The following is a 17,048-nucleotide window of genomic DNA, read 5'->3' as shown; positions in this document are numbered from 1 at the left end:
TCCTTTAAGATGTGAAATAATTATTTCCGCGACAATTGATACGAAAACGGCATCAGTCTTGCGATATGACCTGAAACACCTCGCAACCTTCGTGGCGGTGGCGGAGGAACTGAATTTTCACCGCGCCGCCGAGCGGCTGACCATGGCCCAGCCGGCCGTCAGCCGCATCGTGCTGGAACTGGAGGAGCGGCTTGGCGTAAAACTGCTGGAGCGCACGACACGTAAGGTACGGCTTACCGAATCCGGGCGCTATCTTCTGGAAGAAGCGCAGGACATTCTCGGCCGCATCGACGTAGCAGAAAACACCGTTCGCCTGCTCGCCTCCGGCACCAAGGCGATCCTGCGCATCGGCTACACCACCATCACCGGCCATTCGCTGGTGCCCGACATCACCCGCGAATTCCGCAACGCCAATCCCGACGTGCGCGTCGAGCTCACCTATCTCCACTCGCCCGCCCAGCGCGACAAGATTCTTCAGGACGAGATCGACCTCGGCTTCATCGAGGGGTCGTTCCAGAATTCCGAGATCGAATCCCGCCCGGTCGCGCACCATCGCCTGATGGCGCTGCTGCCGCCGGACCACCCGCTGACCTCCAGGACGGAACTGACCGTCGAGGAACTCGCCCGCGAGCAACTGGTGATGGGCACCAACGCCGAGTGGCCGACGCTGCGCCGCATCGTCATCGATGCCTTCCAGAACGCTGGCCAAGTCATGACAGTTGCGCAGGAAGCGCCGAGCCTCGTCGGCATCCTCGGCCTTGTGACGGCCGGCGTCGGCATCACCATCTTCACCGGCATGCCGCGCTTCTGCGGCGAACAGGCGATCGCGCCAAGGCCGATCGTCACCGACCCGCCGGTGATCGTCGAAAGCCATCTCGCCTGGCGGCGGGCCTCGATCAGCAGCGCAAAACGCCGCTTCATCGAGACCAGCCAGAGGGTCGGCCGGGCCTACATGACCTGACCGCCAAACAATCATCCGACAGAAGGGACCATCGCAATGGAAAACTGGGCCAACCGCAAGACGCTCATCCTCGGCCGCAGCGAGATGATCGGCCTCTTGAAGCCGCACGAATACAATGACTGCGTCGAGCAGGCCTACCGCATGCATGGCGAGGGCCGCTACTACATGGACCCGAAGGGCCACATCGTGCTCGACCGCTTTCCCGGCGAATGGGAGGCGATGCCTTCCTACATCGAGGAGCCGCATGCCGCCGCCTGCAAATGGGTGTCGATCCGCGAGAAGAACCGCGAAAACTACAATCTGCCGACCGTCTTCTCGATCCTGATCTACACCCATCCCGAGACCGGATTTCCGCTGGCGATCGTCGACGGCAGCTATCACACGGTGATGCGCACGGGCGCCGCCGCCGCCGTTTCGGCGAAATGGATGGCGCGCAAGGACTCCAAAACGCTCGCCATCGTCGGCGCCGGCCATATGGCCGAGGGCGCGCTGGCGACCTGCAACGAAGTGTTCAAATGGTCGGAGGTCCGCATCTGGAGCCGCGGCAAGGACACGCTCGACCATTTCGTGAAAGAGCAGCAGCCGAAATACGAAAGCTTTGAGATCAAGCCATCGCAGAACCTGGAGCAAACAGTGCGCGGCGCCGATGTCGTGGTGACGCTGACCCCGGCGCGTGGCCCGATCGTCATGGCCGACTGGATCTCGCCCGGCACGCACATCGCCGCCGTCGGCGCCGACAAGAAGGGCGACCAGGAACTTGAGGGCAGCCTGCTGACGCGCGCCAGGATCTTCGTCGACGATATCAGGCAGTGCCGCACCGACGGCGAGATCAACGTGCCGCTGTCGGAAGGGCTGATCACCGAGGCCGACATCGCCGGCGAGATCGGCGAAGTTATCACCGGCCGCAAGCAGGGCCGTACCTCGGACGAAGAAATCACCATCTTCGATTCTACCGGCATCGCGCTGCAGGATTCGGCCACCGTGCCGCTCGAATACGAGCGCGCCATGGCCGCCGGCGTCGGCATCGAGAAGAAGATGATCTCGACCTGAACAAGGCCTCGCAGAGCCTTGGCGTGGCGCGGCGGCCGAAGACCGCCGCGCCACGCATGACCGCCATGCGCATTTTTGTCGGCAAATGCCGGACGCAAGGGCTGGACAGGCCGGATCGTCATGGCTATATCGCGCCCATCGCCTTCACCGGCGGCCCGGGTGCGTAGCTCAGTTGGTAGAGCAGCTGACTCTTAATCAGCGGGTCACAGGTTCGATCCCTGTCGCACCCACCAAAGATTTCAAAGACTTGGATGGAAATTCAAACCGGCCTTTTTGGGGTCCAGTCCGGTTCGAACTAACGCGCTGCTAACGAGATGTGATAGCCACCTTTGTCCGCCGCCCACAAAAGGCGAAACATCCGAAGTAAGCGAGACAGATCGCCCTATTTTATAAGAACGCCCGCTTCTTTCGCGGCCTCGGCGATCGTTGTATTATAAATAGGCGTAACTGGATTAGGCAAAAGCGAGGTCACGCTTCCGCCTACAAAGGAGAACCACGATGAAGATCGAGGCATTCCTTCCCCTCGCCACCTATCCAGAGCCGAATACGGACGCCGCCGCCTCGACTGCCGTCGACTTCGCCACCGGGATCGGCGCCAGCCTTCACGCTCTCGCGCTCGCTGTAGACATTCCGGATGTCTCCAATACCTTGTCACGCCTGTTGCTTGACACGCCCGGAATGATCCGAAAGGCCGAGACCGCGAGCCGCAAGAGCGGCGAGCACTTGCTCGGCATCGTCAAGGAAAAGGCCACATCCGCTGCCATTGATGCAACCACAGAAACGATTGCCGCACCTCTTGTCTCGCTTGGAGACGTTGCGGCGATGCATGCCCGCTATTTCGATCTCAGCCTGATCGCGTGGGAGACCGGCAATGCGTCAGTTCGCATGATAGCAGAAGCTGTCATTTTCGGCTCGGGTCGCCCAACAATCCTGCTGCCGGCGGCGCCAGATATCCACTTGATCGAACACGTTGCCGTCGCCTGGGATGGCAGCCGGGTCGCCGCGCGCGCCGTTGCCGACGCAAAGCTCTTTCTGGAGCGGGCATCGCGTATATCGGTCATTACCGTTCTGGATGAAAAGCCGCTGGAGCAGAACGACGCCGGAGAGCGGCTCGCAACCAGACTGCGCAACTGCGGGCTCGCGGCTGAAGCCGTGCGGATCAACGCCGAAGACTGCCCGATCGCCGAGACGCTCCAACAGACCGCATTGCAGAAGGGCTGCAAATTACTTGTCATGGGTGGTTATGGCCACTCACGCATGCGCGACTTCGTGCTGGGTGGAGCCACGGAAGGCGTTATCAGCAATCTTAGGCTTCCCGTTCTGCTCTCGCACTAACGTTGCGGCATTGTCGGAGTTTCACTCAATCGGGGTGTCCGCCTCTTTCGCGGCCTCGGCGAATGCCCTCCAAGCCTTGCCCAGCGCCGTACCCGAGGCTTGATTGCCCGCGCCGATCCAACGCCTTCGGGAAGCATAAGATACACCCTCACCGATCATGGCAAGTGTACGCGGAAAGGTTTTGGGCAGTCTCGATCGAGCCGCCGCGTCATCCTGATTTGGCCTCGCTGCGAAATCGCGCAGGAGATCAGAACCAAACTGACAGGGTGTAGAGTGCCGCGATGATCACCAGCAGCGGCGCGACGACAACGATGAGGACCTTGACGGTATCCATCGACGGAAAGTTAGGCGACCGCGCAACGATTTCATCACCGATAGGCGTAATAAACCTGCGCAGCTGGGATGAAGCGGAAGAGATCGATCTCGACGATAAGGTCGGTCGCTTGCTCCTATTCCAACGTAGGCGGGGTGACTATCAACCAAGACATAGCCCGGCCGCGTTACCGCTCCGACCTGAAACCTTCCTTATTGGACCTCCCCCAACATGACCTGGGCCGCAGGGCATGAGTCCAACGGCTAACTATTCGGGCTCGCCGTATAGGCATAGTCTTCCTGGGCGGATCGCTGGGAGGAACAGGTCTTGGCCTACAGGACTTGCCAACGATTCAGCCGCTGGCCTTGGTGCCCCCAACCCAAACCCTAGCCGAGGCCAGCGGCACTAAGGCAGCGTGGCAACGGGGAGGGTTTGGATCGTGCCGACTGCTTTCACCTCGCCGCAAAAAGGTCCAGCGCCGGTGGGCTGGGTCTGCCGCGCTCTGGCGACACTGGTTGCATCGCCACAACCCCCGCGACAATCTGCACAGCAGATATGCATGTTTGTGCGTTGCCGAATCGGCGGGCATTTCATAGATATTGGTTGTCGGCCATCTACTCCTCCCAGATGTGATGCCGACGCTGAAAGCGGCGAACCTCCTCCCTCGCCGCAATCAAATCGAGCCCGCTGCCACCTCCTCCCGGCAGCGGGCTTTTTCTTTTGCGCGACGGGCGCGTCCGAGCGCACCTCGCTGCATCTCTCCCGAAAAGCGGCCTCAATTCCTGGAAGGCGGCGCAACGGACCGCCGCACGACAAGCGTCGGCTCGATTGCGATGATGGGCGGCAGCGGGCGGTCGTGATCCAGATGGTCGATGAGGGCGTTGGCGGCCACGGTGCCGAGTTCGATCGCCGGCTGCCGCACCGTCGTCAGCGGCGGAAAGGTGTAGGCGGCGAATTCGATGTCGTCGTAACCGACGACCGAGACGTCGCCGGGTATGTCCAGGCCGAGTTCGCGAATGCCGTTCAGCAGGCCGATCGCCATGACGTCGCTGAGCGCGAAGATCGCCTGCGGCCTGGTCTCGGTCGTCCCTGCCAGCAGTGGGCCAGCGGCCAGCCTGCCGCCTTCCATGGTCAGGCTGGCGCGGTGCAGGAGATCGGGCTCCAGCTTGAGCCCATGCCGTGCCAGGGCGCTGGAAAACCCCTCGATGCGGTCGATCATGCGCGGATGCTCGGCGGGACCGGACAGGCAGGCGATGCGCGAAAAACCGCTGTCGGCAAGATAGTCGGCGACGATGCGCCCGCCGAGGATGGAATCATCCGAGACCACCGACGACACGGAATGCGGCGGCGCGTCGATCGCCACCACCGGCACGCGCTCGATCTGCCCGAGTTTTTCGAAGAAGTCCGGGCTGGCATTCGAGGTCATCGCCACGATGGCATCGACGCGCTTGGTGAACAGCGTGTGCATGTAGGTGACGAGGTGTTCGGTCACGTCGTCGGTGTTGCAGATCATCAGCGCGTAACCCGCCTCGAAGCAGGCGCGCTCGACGCCGCGGATCACCTCGCCGAAGAACGGGTTCGAGGTGGTCGTCACGATCATGCCGATGGTGCGGGTGCGATTGGATTTCAGCGAGCGCGCCACCTCGGACGGCAGATAGCCGAGATCGACGATTGCCGCGTTGACCCGTTTCGCCGTCTCGGGACTGACCGGCCGCGTCTTGTTGATGACGTGCGAGACCGTCGTGAACGACACGTTCGCCCGCCGTGCGACGTCCTTGATGGTGACCAAGGGTTTGCGCTCTGGCTGTCCTGCCTAGCGCCCCACCCGCGACTTAAGCCAGCGGTCGAAGGCGACGGCGAGCACCAGGATGAGGCCGATGACGATGCTCTGCGTATAGGACGAGACATTGTTGAACTGCAGCCCGTTCTGCAGCACGCCGATGAGGGCAGCACCTACGACCGTTCCGGTTATCGATCCGACGCCGCCGAACAGCGACGTGCCGCCGATGACCACCGCCGAGATGACGGTCAGTTCATATCCCATGCCGGCAACCGCTTCCGCCGAATTGAGGCGGGCGGAAAGCACGAAGGCGGCAAGCCCGGCGAAGAAGCCGACGATGACATAGACGGAGATCAGGATGCGGTCGACGCGCAGGCCCGACAGCCGCGCCGCCTCGGCATTGCCTCCGACGGCATAGACCGCGCGGCCGTAGCGCGTGTAGCGAAGCACGATGTGGCAGAGGATGGCGGCGACGACGAAGATGATCGCCGGAACCGGAACCGGACCGATCAGACCCGTGCCGAACCAGCGCATCGACGCGTCGAAGCCGGAAATCGGCCCGCCATTGGAGATGGTGAGCGTCAGGCCCCGAAAAATGGTGAGGCCGCCCAGCGTCACCACGAAGGGCGGCACTTTCAGCCGGGTGATGGCAAGGCCCTGGATGCCGCCGCAGGCGGAACCGACGACGATCGCCGCAAGCAGTGCGGCGAACCAGCCGTAGCCGGCCGCCTGCGACGGATCGAGCGACAGAGTGTTGGCCGCGCCGCCTTTGGCGACGACCGCCGCCACCATGCCGCAGAAGGCGAGCAGCGAGCCTACCGACAGGTCGATGCCGGCGGTCAGGATGACGAAGGTCATGCCCAGCGCGATCAGGCCAGTGATCGAGATCTGCCGCGTGATGTTGAAGAGGTTGATCGGATCGATGAAGCTGGGCTTCATAACGGTGAAGACGACCATCAGCGCGGCAAGGAAGATCAGCGGCCCGAAGCTGACGAGCAGCCGGGCGACATTGATGCCGCTGCGTTGGTCTTCGGCGACGGTGGTGCTCATGCAGCCTCTCCCTGGCGCTGGTCGAGCGCCATCAGCGCCATCAATTTCTCTTCATCGGCCTCGATCGCCGGCATCTCGCCGGTGATGCGCCCGCGCCGCATGGTGACGATGCGGTCGCTGACCGCAAGCACTTCCGGCAATTCGGACGAGATCATCATGACGGCAATGCCGCGCGCCGCAAGCTGGACGAGGATCTGGTGCACCTCGGCCTTGGCGCCAACATCGACTCCGCGCGTCGGCTCGTCGACGATCAGCACTTTCGGATCGCGCGCCAGCCAGCGGGCGAGGATCACCTTCTGCTGGTTGCCGCCGGAAAGGCCCTCGATCGCCTGCTCCGGCGAGGCCATGCGGATCGACAGCATTTTCTTGTAGTTCGCCAGCGCCGCGCGTTCGCGACGCTCGGCCATGAAGCCCAGCCCGTTGCTGTAGGAGCCGAGCGCGGCCACCGAAAAATTGTTGAGGATACCGAGCGCGGCGAAGATCGCCTGGTGCTTGCGGTCCTCCGGCACGAGGCCGACGCCAAGCCGGATGGCATCGGCCGGCGACGCCGGCGCGATCGGCTTGCCGTCGAGGCTGATCGAGCCGGCGGCAATGCGGTCGGCCCCGAAAATGGCGCGCGCAAGCTCCGTGCGCCCCGAACCGACAAGGCCGGCGACGCCCAGAATCTCCCCCGCCCTCAAGTCGAGGTCGACACCTTCCAGCACGATGGCATGCGGGGCTTCCGGATCGCGCACGGTGCGCAGGCCGCGCACAGACAGCCGCACGTCGCCGGCGACCCTGCGCTCGGTCGGCCGCGCATAAAGTTCGGAGGCCGCGCGGCCGACCATGCGCTCGATGATGCGCGGAATGGGGATCGGCTGGCCGTCACGGTTGAGATGTCCGGCAAGCTTGCCGTCGCGCAACACGGTCATGCGGTCGCAGATGCCGGAGGCCTCCTCCAGCCTGTGCGTGACGAACATGATGGCGACGCCGTCCTTGCGCAGCCGGTCCATGATCGACAGCAGCCGCTGCACCTCCGTCTCGGTGAGCGCCGAGGTCGGCTCGTCCATGATGATCAGGCGGCTCTCCAACGACAAAGCTCGGGCGATCTCAACAAGCTGTTGCTCGGCGACCGAGAGAGCGGAGACCGGTGTCCTCGGATCGATCTTCAGGCCGACACGGGCGATGATGTCGCGTGACTCGCGCTCCATCCTGCGCCAGTTGACCAGCCCAAGCCGATTGACCGGGGCGCGGCCGATGAAAATGTTCTCGGCGACGGTGAGCGTCGGGATCAGGCTAAGTTCCTGATAGATGGTAACGATGCCGAGCCGTTTCGCGTCGTCGGGATTGGCCGGTTTGAAGGGAATGCCGTCGAAGACGATGCGGCCGCTGGACGGCGGCTGCACGCCGGACAGGATTTTCAGCAGCGTCGATTTTCCGGCGCCGTTCTCGCCGAGAAGTCCCAGGATTTCACCGCGACGGACGTCCAGAGAAACATCGCTCAGCGCGGTCACGCCGGCGAAATGTTTGGTCAAGCCCTCGACGGTCAGGAGGACGTCGGTGGCGGCGATTTCTGCTGACGACATTGCACCTCTTCAGGAGCCACCGAGGATTGGTCTGACGGTTCGACTGCGACGAGCAGCAGGCTATGACAAGCATAGCCTGCCTGCGCGGACGTGAAACCAACTCGGACGGTTGCATTGATGCGTGACTAGCCGGCCGCCGGTCGCGGTTAATAGCCACGCATCCAACGTTTCGGCTAAAGACTACTTCGCCTCGCCGATGCGCTCCGCCTTGTCGACATTGTCCTTGCCGATGACGATCGGCGTCAGCAGCACGAGCTTTTCCTTGGGCTCGGTCTTGTCCTTGGCGTAGGCGACGGCGATGCGGACCGCCGTGCGCGACTGCTCGCCTGGGAACTGCTCGACGGTGCCGGCGAGCTTGCCGTCGCGGACGGCGACCAGCGCCTCTGGAAGCGCGTCGAAGCCGTAGATCTTGACGTCAGTGAAGCCACGCGCAGCGCAGGCTTCCATGGCACCCAGCGCCATGTCGTCATTGGCGCACAGGATCGCATCCGGCTTGCCGTTGGCGGCCAGGCCGGCTTCGGTGACGGAGAGGCCTTCAGCGCGGGCGAAATTCGCGGTCTGCTCGAAGATGATCTGGTACTTGTCCTTGACCGGGTCGATGACGTTGTGGACGCCCTTGTTGCGATCGATCGCCGGGCCGGCGCCGGGCTGGCCCTGCAGATGGAATATCTTCGCGCCATTCGGGAACGCATCGATCACCGCCTGGGCTTCAGCCTCGCCGCCCTTGACGTTGTCGGCGCCCACATGCGCCAATATGCCTTCGACGCCGTCGACACGCCGGTCGATGGTGACCAGCGGGATACCGGCCTGCACCGCCTGCTCGACGGCCGGCGCCAGCGCGTTGACGTCGAGCGGCGAAATGACGATCGCGTTGACCTTCTGGACGATCGCCGCCTCGATGTCTGCGGTCTGTTTCGGCGCTGAATTCTGGCCGTCACTTTCAATCAGATTGACGCCCTGCGCCTCGGCCTCGACCTTGATCTGGTTCAGCATGTGCACGAAGAACGGAAAGCTGAGGCTCGGCACCGAGCCGAGAATCGTCAGCTTGTCCTGGGCAAAGGCGGCGGATGTCGCCACCAGCGCGCCGGCGGCAGCCGACGACAGCAAAAACTCACGTCTGTTCATAATGATGCTCCTCCCAGAGCCGGTTGTCGCTGATCCTCCATCAGCGTCGACAGCGGAAAGCTAGCCAACGCCAAACGTTTGCGCAAGACGAATGACGGCCTCCAGACGCCACAATCGATGATGCGGTGCAGCGCGAAGTGACGCCGCCTGCACAACGTCTGGGCTGCAAATTACACGCCTGACGCCCTCGCCGCATTTGGCATCGATGTGGTAGGGGAAACGCAGGCGATCGTAGGAGAGCGAAAAGTATGCGGCGACTGCTTTTGGCCATGATGGCTTTCGCGGTGCTGGCCGGCTGCCAGAGTTCCGGCTCACGCAGCTACGAACCGTCAACATGCGATCCGCGCGCGACAGACAGCGGCATGTGCGTGCCTGGCGCATATCCGGCTGAGGAATAGCGGACGTTGGGCGACCGTGCGGATACACGGAACGATCGCGCATCCAAACCAGTTCTCGATCTTGTAGAGTTGGAGGGCCGAGCGGGAATTGAACCCGCTGCGCCGGATTTGCAGTCCGGAGCGTCACCGTTCCGCCTTCGGCCCCCATCAGTCACGCCTTAGCTTGAATTTGCCGGCCGGCCAATGGCGGAAGAATTCATTCTCCCGCACGCACCTCGAAAAGGGGCGGCCAGCCAAGCCATGCACAATCGGGAAAGCTCAGGCAAACAGCACGCCTTCCGCCACCTTCACCGCCTGGCCGCCGATGCGCGCGGCGGCGATCGCGCCCTTCGCCATGTCGATCTCCAGCCTGATGCGCGACGGCCGGCCCATCTCCATCCCCTGCTCGATCCAGTATTGCGACGCGCCGTCGACCGGCTTGTCGAAATGCGCGATGGCGCCGGCGAAGGCCGCCACGGCCGACCCCGTCGCGGGATCCTCGTAGGAGGGATTGCCCGGTACGAACATGCGGGCGTGGAAGGCGCTGTCATGGTGCACCGTCTCGCGGCAATAGACATAGGCCGAGGCGACCGCGCTGCCGCTCTTTGCCGGCGAGATCTCCATCCAGGCGGCGTTGTCGAAACGCACCTTCCCGGCAACCTCCAGGCCCGACACCGGCACGGCCACGTAAGGCACGCCGGCTGTCCAGTAGGATATGCGATGATTCTCGAAGCCGATCTCATGCGGCCCGAGGCCGAGCGCGGCGGCGACCGCTCCCGCATCGGCCGAGAAGGATGGCGATTGCGGCAGTTGCGCCAGGCTGAACTCGGCGAACGCCGTGCCCCCGGAATGGCCGACGGCGCAGCGCACCGGCCCGATATTCTCCTCCAGCACGAAGATCGACGGCGCGTTGCTGCCAGACTGCTCGGCCAGCGCGATCGCCGTGCCAACGGTCGGGTGCCCGGCGAAAGGCATCTCGTAGTCCGGCGTGAAGATGCGCACCCGCGCCCTGTGGCGAGGGTCTTCCGGCGGCAGCACGAAGGTCGATTCGGACAGGTTGAACTCTCGGGCGATGCGCTGCATGGCGGCGGTGTCCAGGCCGTCGCAGTCGAGCAGCACGGCAAGCGGGTTACCGGTCAGCACCTCGCTGGTGAACACGTCGTAGACCACGTAACGGCGGCTTTTCATCGTTCAGAATTCTCCGGTCGCCTCAACATGAGCGAAATTTAACTTGAAATAACCCCCTCTTCGCATGACCTGTGGAGACGAAGGGATTTTCTGGGTCGAAACTGCCGATATTTCCGGAGGGAGCCGACGCTCGACGACGAGATGTGCGGAAAAGTGCTGACGCCGACGCAAAACCGTCGGCCCAACTGTCGTGCAAAGCACCCGCTTCAAGCGCCCTTCATTCCTGTCGGCAGGGTTGATCCTGCATCATAAGGGGTCCGCGATGGACCAGATTGTCAATCGGCCACGTGTGGACAACCCACCGTCCATCGAGGCCGCGCTCGACCTCGGCGCCCATGGCGGTTTCCGCTGGGGCCGGATGCTGCTGCGCGCGCTGATCGCGCTGGCCGTCGTCACAGGGCTAGCCGGCGCCTATTGGTGGTCCCGCCCGTCGCAGGCTCCCGTTTCCTTCATCACCGTGCCCGTGGCGCGCGGCGATCTGACCGTCGAGGTCTCCGCCACGGGCACGTTGCAGCCGCTGACCCAGGTGGACATCTCGAGCGAGCTTTCCGGCGTCGTCCGTTCCGTCGCGGTCAACGAGAACGAGACGGTGAAGAAGGGCGACGTGCTCGCCGAACTCGACACCGTGCGCATCGCCGCCAATGTCGACCGCGCCGAAGCGTCTGTGGAAGTGTCAGAGGCGCAGGTCGGCCAAGCCGAGGCGACGCTGAAGGAGGCCGAGCAGACGCTGACCCGCGCCCAGCAGCTTTCGGATCGTGGCATGGTCGCACAGCAGGCGCTGGACACTGCGGTAGCCGCCCGCGACCGCGCTACGGCAGCCGTCGCCGTGGCCAAGGCAAACGTTGCCATCGCCCAGGCCGAGCTGAAACTGCAGCAGGCGGACCTGCAGAAGAGCACGATCTATGCACCCATCGACGGCATCGTGCTGACACGCTCGGTCGACCCCGGCCAGACGGTGGCCTCGTCGCTGCAGGCACCGATATTGTTCGTCATCGCCGCCGATCTGAAGAAGATGGAGCTGAAGGCGGCGATCGACGAGGCCGATATCGGCGCGGTCCGCCCCGGCCAGAAATCCCGCTTCACCGTCGATGCCTTCCCTGACCGCCCCTTCGATGCCGAGATCCGCGACATCTCCTTCGCCTCGGTGACGACAGAAGGCGTTGTGACCTACGATGCGCGCCTCGACGTCGACAACGACGAACTGCTGCTTCGTCCGGGCATGACCGCCACCGTCGCCGTGGTGACGCGCGAGGCCAAGGATGTGCTGACCATTCCGAGCGCCGCCTTCCGCTACAGCCCGCCGGCGCAGGCGACTGAAAGTGGCTGGAGCCTGCAAAAACTGTTCATGCCGCGCATGGGCCGTCCGCGCGGCAACCGCCCGACCGCGCGCGAGCCCGATGGCCTGCGCACCGTCTATGTGCTGCGCGACGGCCAGCCGGAAGCGGTGCGCGTCAAGACAGGCTCTACCGACGGCGAGAACACCGAGATTCTTTCCGGCCTCACCGAAGGCGACAAGGTCATAACCGGCGCTCGCGAGGGGCGCAGCTGATGGCCTCGGGCGACAGGACGCTTATCCGCTTCGACGACGTCTGGAAGACTTATGGCAAGGGCGAAGCGAAGGTGCATGCGCTGGCCGGAGTGTCGTTCTCGATCGACCGCGGCGAGTTCGTGGCGATCATGGGGCCGTCCGGCTCCGGAAAATCGACGGCCATGAACATCGTCGGCTGCCTCGACACGCCGACCGGCGGCCGTTACGGTTTTCTCGGCGCCGATGCCGGCCGTCTCGACCGCGCGCGCCGTGCGACGCTCCGCAACCGCTACATCGGCTTCGTCTTCCAGGGCTACAATCTGCTTGCCCGCACAACAGCCGCCGAGAATGTCGAGTTGCCGCTGATCTATCGCGGCGTGCCCGCCTCCGAGCGACGGCAGCTTGCCATGCGGGCGCTGGCCGAGGTCGGCCTCGAAGGCCGCGAGCACCATACGCCGGCCGAGCTTTCCGGCGGCCAGCAGCAACGCGTGGCCATCGCCCGCGCCATCGTCACGCGGCCGACGCTCGTGGTCGCCGACGAGCCGACCGGCAACCTCGACACCGCGCGCAGCCACGAGATCATGAACCTGCTGACGCGGCTCAACGACGATTTCGGGCTGACCATTGTGATGGTGACACACGAGCAGGACGTCGCGGACTATGCGCATCGCACCATCGGCTTCCTCGACGGCCATGTCGCCTCCGACCGGCTGAAGGTGGAGGCCGCCTGATGCTTTTGGAAACCATCCGCCTGGCGCTGCGTTCGGTCCGCCGCAACGTGCTGCGCTCCTTCCTGACTTTGCTCGGCATCGTCATCGGCGTGGCGGCCGTCATCGCCATGCTCACCATCGGCAGCGGCACCACGGAGAAGGTGAAGTCCGACATTTCACGGCTGGGCAGCAATCTGCTGGTGGTGCGCGCAGCCCGTCCCGACCGCTCCGGCTCCACATCCTTCACCCCGCGCAAGCTGAACGAAAAGGACGTGGCCGGCCTTGTCGCCGGGCTCGCCTCGGCGCGCGCCGTCTCTGCGGAAGCGCAAAGCACGGTGCGTGTCGTCTTCGGCGCGCAGAACATTTCGGCCAGCGTCAGCGGCACCGACATCGGCTATTTCACGGCGCGCGACTGGAACGTCGCGCTGGGCCGCATCTTCACCGAATCGGAAGTACGCGGCGGCACCAATGTCTGCCTCGTCGGCCAGACCGTGCGCGACCAGTTCTTCGGCGCCGGCGATCCCGACGGCCAGTCGATCCGCGTCGGCAAGATGAGTTGCCGGGTCATCGGCGTGCTGGAAAGCAAGGGCACGTCCGGCTTCGGGCAGGACCAGGACAATGTCGTGCTGATGCCACTGCTCTCCTTCCAGCGCCGCATTGCCGGCGACCGCGACATCGACACGATCTATGTCTCGGCGCTTGACGGTGTCGCCACGTCCGACGTTCAGCAGGAGATCGAGACGATCCTGCGCGAGACCCGCCGCATCGCGCCGGGCGCCGACGACAACTTCGACGTACGCGACATGACGCAGATCGCCGACGCCATGGCCAGTGCCACCGCCACGATGACCGGCATGCTCGGCGCCGTCGCCGGCGTCAGCCTCTTGGTCGGCGGCATCGGCATCATGAACATCATGCTGGTGTCGGTCACCGAACGCACGCGCGAGATCGGCATCAGGCTCGCCATCGGCGCGCATGAGCGGCACATTTTGGTCCAGTTCCTGGTCGAGGCCACCGTGCTGTCACTGCTCGGCGGACTGATCGGCATAGCGATCGGCCTTGCGCTGGCCGGAGCCGCATCGCTGACGCTGTCGATACCCTTCGCGCCGAGCCTCGCCGTCATCCTGCTCGCCGTCGGTTTCTCGGCGCTGATCGGCATGGTGTTCGGCTTCTTCCCGGCGCTTCGCGGCGCCCGCCTCGACCCGATCGTGGCGCTCCGGCACGAATAGGCAGCCTCGTCTGCCGAAACCATCCGCGACTTCATTGCGAGGCGGACGGCCGCCGGAGCACGATACTATAGACCAACGCAAACATGATTTACCTGCCTTCAGGATGCTGGGGCATTTACTGAGGCCAAATTGCAGGCGCAATTTAGTCACAACAAAACAAGCAGTTAGGCAGAATATGCGCTAACTTTTCGCTCGATTGTTAACTTCCGATTTAGCGGACCGGAATATAGGCGTATAGTTTGTCGTATCGCCATGGGTGGTTCCTCATGCGGAAGGCCACGTCGATTGGTACGCATGCGAATGGGCTATTTGCCGCCGCTTTAAACGGCATCCCCCATAGCATCTCGGTGTACGACGCGAGCCACAGGCTGATCATCTGCAACAGGCGATACAAGGAGATGTACGCGCTGCCGGAACACCTGGCCGTTCCTGGAACATCCACATTGCAGATGCTGGAATTCCATAAACAGCGAGGCACAGAACCTGTCGATTTCGATATGGACATCGTCCAGCGCGCGCTCATGTCGACGGACGCAAGTGTCCTGGACGCCCTGTCGTTCCGCCTCGGCGATGGAAGGGTCGTGCAATTGTTTCACTCGGCGATTGCCGGCGGCGGCTTCGTCAACACCCATCAGGACGTGACGGTCGAAGTCGAGCGCTTCGAACAGCTGGAGGCGAATCGCGCGGAGCTGGTCAAGCAGAACATGCGTATCGATGCGGCCCTGAGCAGCATGGTCGAAGGGCTGTGCGTGTTCGATGCGAACCAGCGACTCGTCATCTGCAACGAGCGATATGCCTCTCTGTACAGCCTGCCGCCGGATTTGCTGAGACCCGGCACGCCCCATGCCGCAATCATCGCCTATCGAACCGCGAACGGCATGCGTCCGGCCAATCGCGCCGACAGCATGCAGGCCCGGCACCAGCAATTGATGGAAAGCGGGGCTCCGGCAGTCGTCGATGTGGAAATGGCCGACGGACGGCGGATCGCCATCCGCCACCAGCCTATGCGCGACGGCGGCTGGGTTGCAACCCATCGGGACGTGACCGAAGAGCATCAAAGGATTGCAGCGCTGGAAACCCGCGAACGCGAGCTTGCGCTTCAGAACATGCGGCTCGAAACGCTGGTCAACGGCATGAGCCAGGGGCTTTGCATGTTCGATTCGCAAAGGCGTCTTGTCATTTCCAATGACCTCTATGCGACGCTCTACAATCTGCCGCCGGCGCTTCTGGTGCCGGGCACCACGCTCGACGAGGTCCTTGGCTACCGGCTGGCGAGCGGCATGACGATGGTGGGAGGCAACGAAGCCTATGTCGACGCGGTCATCGACGACGTCGGCGCCGGCATTGAGAAACGGACCTTGATCGAAACGGCGGACGGCAGGGTCATCCTGACACATCATCACCCGACCGCGGATGGCGGTTGGGTGGCTACCCATGAGGACGTGACCGAGCAGCGCAAGCACGAAGCCCGCATCCAGTATCTGGCGCGGCACGATGCCCTGACGGGCCTGCCCAACCGGACGCAGTTCCGCGAAGACGTGGAAAAGGCTGAAGAGTATATCCGGCGCGGGGCGGTCGCGGCGGTGCTCTGCATCGATCTCGACCGGTTCAAATCGATCAACGATACGCTTGGCTACGTCGTTGGAGACACGGTGCTCGTCGAGGCGGCTCAGCGGCTCCGGCAGTGCGCAGGGCCGGTCGATGTGCTCGCGCGGCTTGGCGGTGACGAATTCGCTGTTCTTGCCACCCCGCTGAATGGACCGGACCACGCGGCGGGTCTCGCGGAAAAGATCGTCCGTGTCATGGCCGAGCCTTTCGAGCGCGAGGGACAGCAGATATTCCTCGGCGCCAGTGTCGGCATCGCCGTCGCGCCCAGCGATGGCACGGCATTCGAGATGCTTATCAAGAATGCCGATTTTGCGCTTCATCATGCAAAGAACGAAGGCAAGAGCCGCTACCGTTTCTTTGAAACGGGAATGGACATGGCGATACGCCACCGCCGCTCCATCGAAGCTGGCCTGAAGGTCGCGCTTGCCGGTGAACAGTTCAGGCTCTTCTTCCAGCCGTTGATCTGCCTTGCCAGCAACCGCGTCCGCTGCGTCGAGGCCCTTCTGCGCTGGGAGCATCCGGAGCGGGGCATGATTTCACCGGCCGAGTTCATACCCATCGCCGAGGAGACTGGCATCATTGTCCAGATAGGCGAATGGGTGTTGCGCGAGGCCTGCAGGCTGGCGATCGACTGGCCGGACGACATCAGCGTAGCCGTCAATCTTTCGCCGATCCAATTCCGCAATCCGGGTCTTATCGAGACAGTGACCTCGGCGCTCGAAACGGCCGAATTGCCGGCTGAACGGCTTCAGCTCGAGATAACCGAATCGCTGCTGCTGGAGGAAACCAGGACCGTACTGGCCGCCCTGCATGAGTTGCGCCGGCTCGGCGTGCGGATCGCCATGGATGATTTCGGCACCGGCTATTCGTCGCTGAGCTATCTGCGCAGCTTTCCGTTCGACAAGATCAAGATCGACCGCTCGTTCATCAGCGGCATGGACGACAGCGACAGCCGCGCCATCGTCAAGGCGATAATCGGGCTCGGCAAAAGCCTCGGCATGACAACCACGGCCGAAGGTATAGAAACCAAGGCCCAGCTCGAGACGGTACGCGCCGCAGGCTGCGACGAGGTGCAGGGATATCTGTTTTCGCCTCCACTGCCCGCCGCAGCGGCAGCCGCCATGCTGGACGCGCTGAACGTCAAGGCCAGGAAACTCGCGGAACCAAGGCTGCAAACCGCGTAGGGCCTGGCGGGAAAGCGGGCCGAACGCCGGCCTCGCCAGGAATCG

Annotated in this window: 13 protein-coding genes and 2 tRNA genes; 9 read left to right on the top strand and 6 right to left on the bottom strand. The window is 63.6% G+C overall.

Annotated elements, in window-relative coordinates; genetic code table 11:
- Nucleotides 1-58 precede the first annotated feature (58 nt).
- The 5 genes from ACSBOB_RS15180 (at nt 59) to ACSBOB_RS15160 (ending at nt 3,346) form a co-directional block, all read left to right on the top strand.
- Complete coding sequence (locus ACSBOB_RS15180; RefSeq protein WP_442583216.1) at nt 59-961, top strand: LysR family transcriptional regulator; 903 nt, start codon at nt 59-61, stop codon at nt 959-961.
- A 36-nt stretch (nt 962-997) separates the two neighbouring features.
- On the top strand, nt 998-2,011 hold the full coding sequence (locus ACSBOB_RS15175) for an ornithine cyclodeaminase family protein (RefSeq protein ID WP_442583215.1): 1,014 nt from the start codon (nt 998-1,000) through the stop codon (nt 2,009-2,011).
- Nucleotides 2,012-2,034: 23 nt separating this feature from the next.
- Entirely contained in the window at nt 2,035-2,178 is a 144-nt protein-coding gene (locus ACSBOB_RS15170; protein WP_442583214.1) for a hypothetical protein, read from the top strand.
- A tRNA-Lys gene (locus ACSBOB_RS15165) sits at nt 2,169-2,244 on the top strand. Before ACSBOB_RS15170 ends, ACSBOB_RS15165 begins: the two co-directional genes overlap by 10 nt.
- 265 nt (nt 2,245-2,509) lie before the next feature.
- A complete protein-coding gene (locus tag ACSBOB_RS15160) occupies nt 2,510-3,346 on the top strand; it encodes a universal stress protein (protein ID WP_442583213.1) in 837 nt (278 codons plus the stop codon).
- Between the two features lie 1,088 nt (nt 3,347-4,434).
- On the opposite strand, the gene ACSBOB_RS15155 is transcribed toward ACSBOB_RS15160, so the two are convergent.
- From ACSBOB_RS15155 to ACSBOB_RS15130, 6 genes are all read right to left on the bottom strand, one after another.
- A complete protein-coding gene (locus ACSBOB_RS15155) occupies nt 4,435-5,448 on the bottom strand; it encodes a LacI family DNA-binding transcriptional regulator (RefSeq protein ID WP_442583212.1) in 1,014 nt (337 codons plus the stop codon).
- 24 nt (nt 5,449-5,472) lie between these two features.
- On the bottom strand, nt 5,473-6,489 hold the full coding sequence (locus tag ACSBOB_RS15150; protein WP_442583211.1) for an ABC transporter permease: 1,017 nt from the start codon (nt 6,487-6,489) through the stop codon (nt 5,473-5,475).
- Nucleotides 6,486-8,054, bottom strand: coding sequence for a sugar ABC transporter ATP-binding protein (locus ACSBOB_RS15145; protein WP_442583210.1), 1,569 nt, complete (start codon nt 8,052-8,054; stop codon nt 6,486-6,488). Before ACSBOB_RS15145 ends, ACSBOB_RS15150 begins: the two co-directional genes overlap by 4 nt.
- Before the next feature lie 180 nt (nt 8,055-8,234).
- A complete protein-coding gene (locus ACSBOB_RS15140; RefSeq protein ID WP_442583209.1) occupies nt 8,235-9,179 on the bottom strand; it encodes a substrate-binding domain-containing protein in 945 nt (314 codons plus the stop codon).
- Between the two features lie 468 nt (nt 9,180-9,647).
- Nucleotides 9,648-9,721 (bottom strand) — tRNA-Cys (locus ACSBOB_RS15135).
- 114 nt (nt 9,722-9,835) lie between these two features.
- The gene (locus tag ACSBOB_RS15130) at nt 9,836-10,744 is read right to left on the bottom strand and encodes a PhzF family phenazine biosynthesis protein (RefSeq protein ID WP_442583208.1); all 909 of its coding nucleotides are present in this window, start codon (nt 10,742-10,744) and stop codon (nt 9,836-9,838) included.
- 262 nt (nt 10,745-11,006) lie between these two features.
- On the opposite strand from ACSBOB_RS15130, the gene ACSBOB_RS15125 reads away from it, so the two are divergent.
- From ACSBOB_RS15125 to ACSBOB_RS15110, 4 genes are all read left to right on the top strand, one after another.
- A complete protein-coding gene (locus ACSBOB_RS15125) occupies nt 11,007-12,293 on the top strand; it encodes an efflux RND transporter periplasmic adaptor subunit (protein WP_442583207.1) in 1,287 nt (428 codons plus the stop codon).
- Nucleotides 12,293-13,003, top strand: a complete 711-nt coding sequence (locus ACSBOB_RS15120) for an ABC transporter ATP-binding protein (protein WP_442583206.1) — start codon at nt 12,293-12,295, stop codon at nt 13,001-13,003. Before ACSBOB_RS15125 ends, ACSBOB_RS15120 begins: the two co-directional genes overlap by 1 nt.
- Nucleotides 13,003-14,211 carry an ABC transporter permease gene (locus tag ACSBOB_RS15115; protein WP_442583205.1) on the top strand — a complete coding sequence of 403 codons (1,209 nt, stop codon included), beginning with the start codon at nt 13,003-13,005 and terminating at the stop codon, nt 14,209-14,211. Before ACSBOB_RS15120 ends, ACSBOB_RS15115 begins: the two co-directional genes overlap by 1 nt.
- 266 nt (nt 14,212-14,477) lie before the next feature.
- Nucleotides 14,478-17,003 (top strand): PAS-domain containing protein, encoded by a 2,526-nt coding sequence (locus ACSBOB_RS15110; protein ID WP_442583204.1) that lies wholly within the window; start codon nt 14,478-14,480, stop codon nt 17,001-17,003.
- The last annotated feature ends 45 nt before the right edge of the window (nt 17,004-17,048 follow it).

This window comes from Mesorhizobium sp. KACC 23794, assembly GCF_052180275.1.
Classification (GTDB): Bacteria; Pseudomonadota; Alphaproteobacteria; order Rhizobiales; family Rhizobiaceae; genus Kumtagia.
This window is presented reverse-complemented; position numbering and strand designations above follow the sequence as displayed.

What these genes read in the sequence shown, in the direction of transcription:
- ACSBOB_RS15175 (WP_442583215.1), top strand. Translation starts at nt 998, where the DNA reads ATGGAAAACTGGGCCAACCGCAAGACGCTCATCCTCGGCCGCAGCGAG.
- ACSBOB_RS15160 (WP_442583213.1), top strand. Translation starts at nt 2,510, where the DNA reads ATGAAGATCGAGGCATTCCTTCCCCTCGCCACCTATCCAGAGCCGAAT.
- ACSBOB_RS15150 (WP_442583211.1), bottom strand. Translation starts at nt 6,489, where the DNA reads ATGAGCACCACCGTCGCCGAAGACCAACGCAGCGGCATCAATGTCGCC.
- ACSBOB_RS15145 (WP_442583210.1), bottom strand. Translation starts at nt 8,054, where the DNA reads ATGTCGTCAGCAGAAATCGCCGCCACCGACGTCCTCCTGACCGTCGAG.
- ACSBOB_RS15140 (WP_442583209.1), bottom strand. Translation starts at nt 9,179, where the DNA reads ATGAACAGACGTGAGTTTTTGCTGTCGTCGGCTGCCGCCGGCGCGCTG.
- ACSBOB_RS15130 (WP_442583208.1), bottom strand. Translation starts at nt 10,744, where the DNA reads ATGAAAAGCCGCCGTTACGTGGTCTACGACGTGTTCACCAGCGAGGTG.
- ACSBOB_RS15125 (WP_442583207.1), top strand. Translation starts at nt 11,007, where the DNA reads ATGGACCAGATTGTCAATCGGCCACGTGTGGACAACCCACCGTCCATC.
- ACSBOB_RS15120 (WP_442583206.1), top strand. Translation starts at nt 12,293, where the DNA reads ATGGCCTCGGGCGACAGGACGCTTATCCGCTTCGACGACGTCTGGAAG.
- ACSBOB_RS15115 (WP_442583205.1), top strand. Translation starts at nt 13,003, where the DNA reads ATGCTTTTGGAAACCATCCGCCTGGCGCTGCGTTCGGTCCGCCGCAAC.
- ACSBOB_RS15110 (WP_442583204.1), top strand. Translation starts at nt 14,478, where the DNA reads ATGCGGAAGGCCACGTCGATTGGTACGCATGCGAATGGGCTATTTGCC.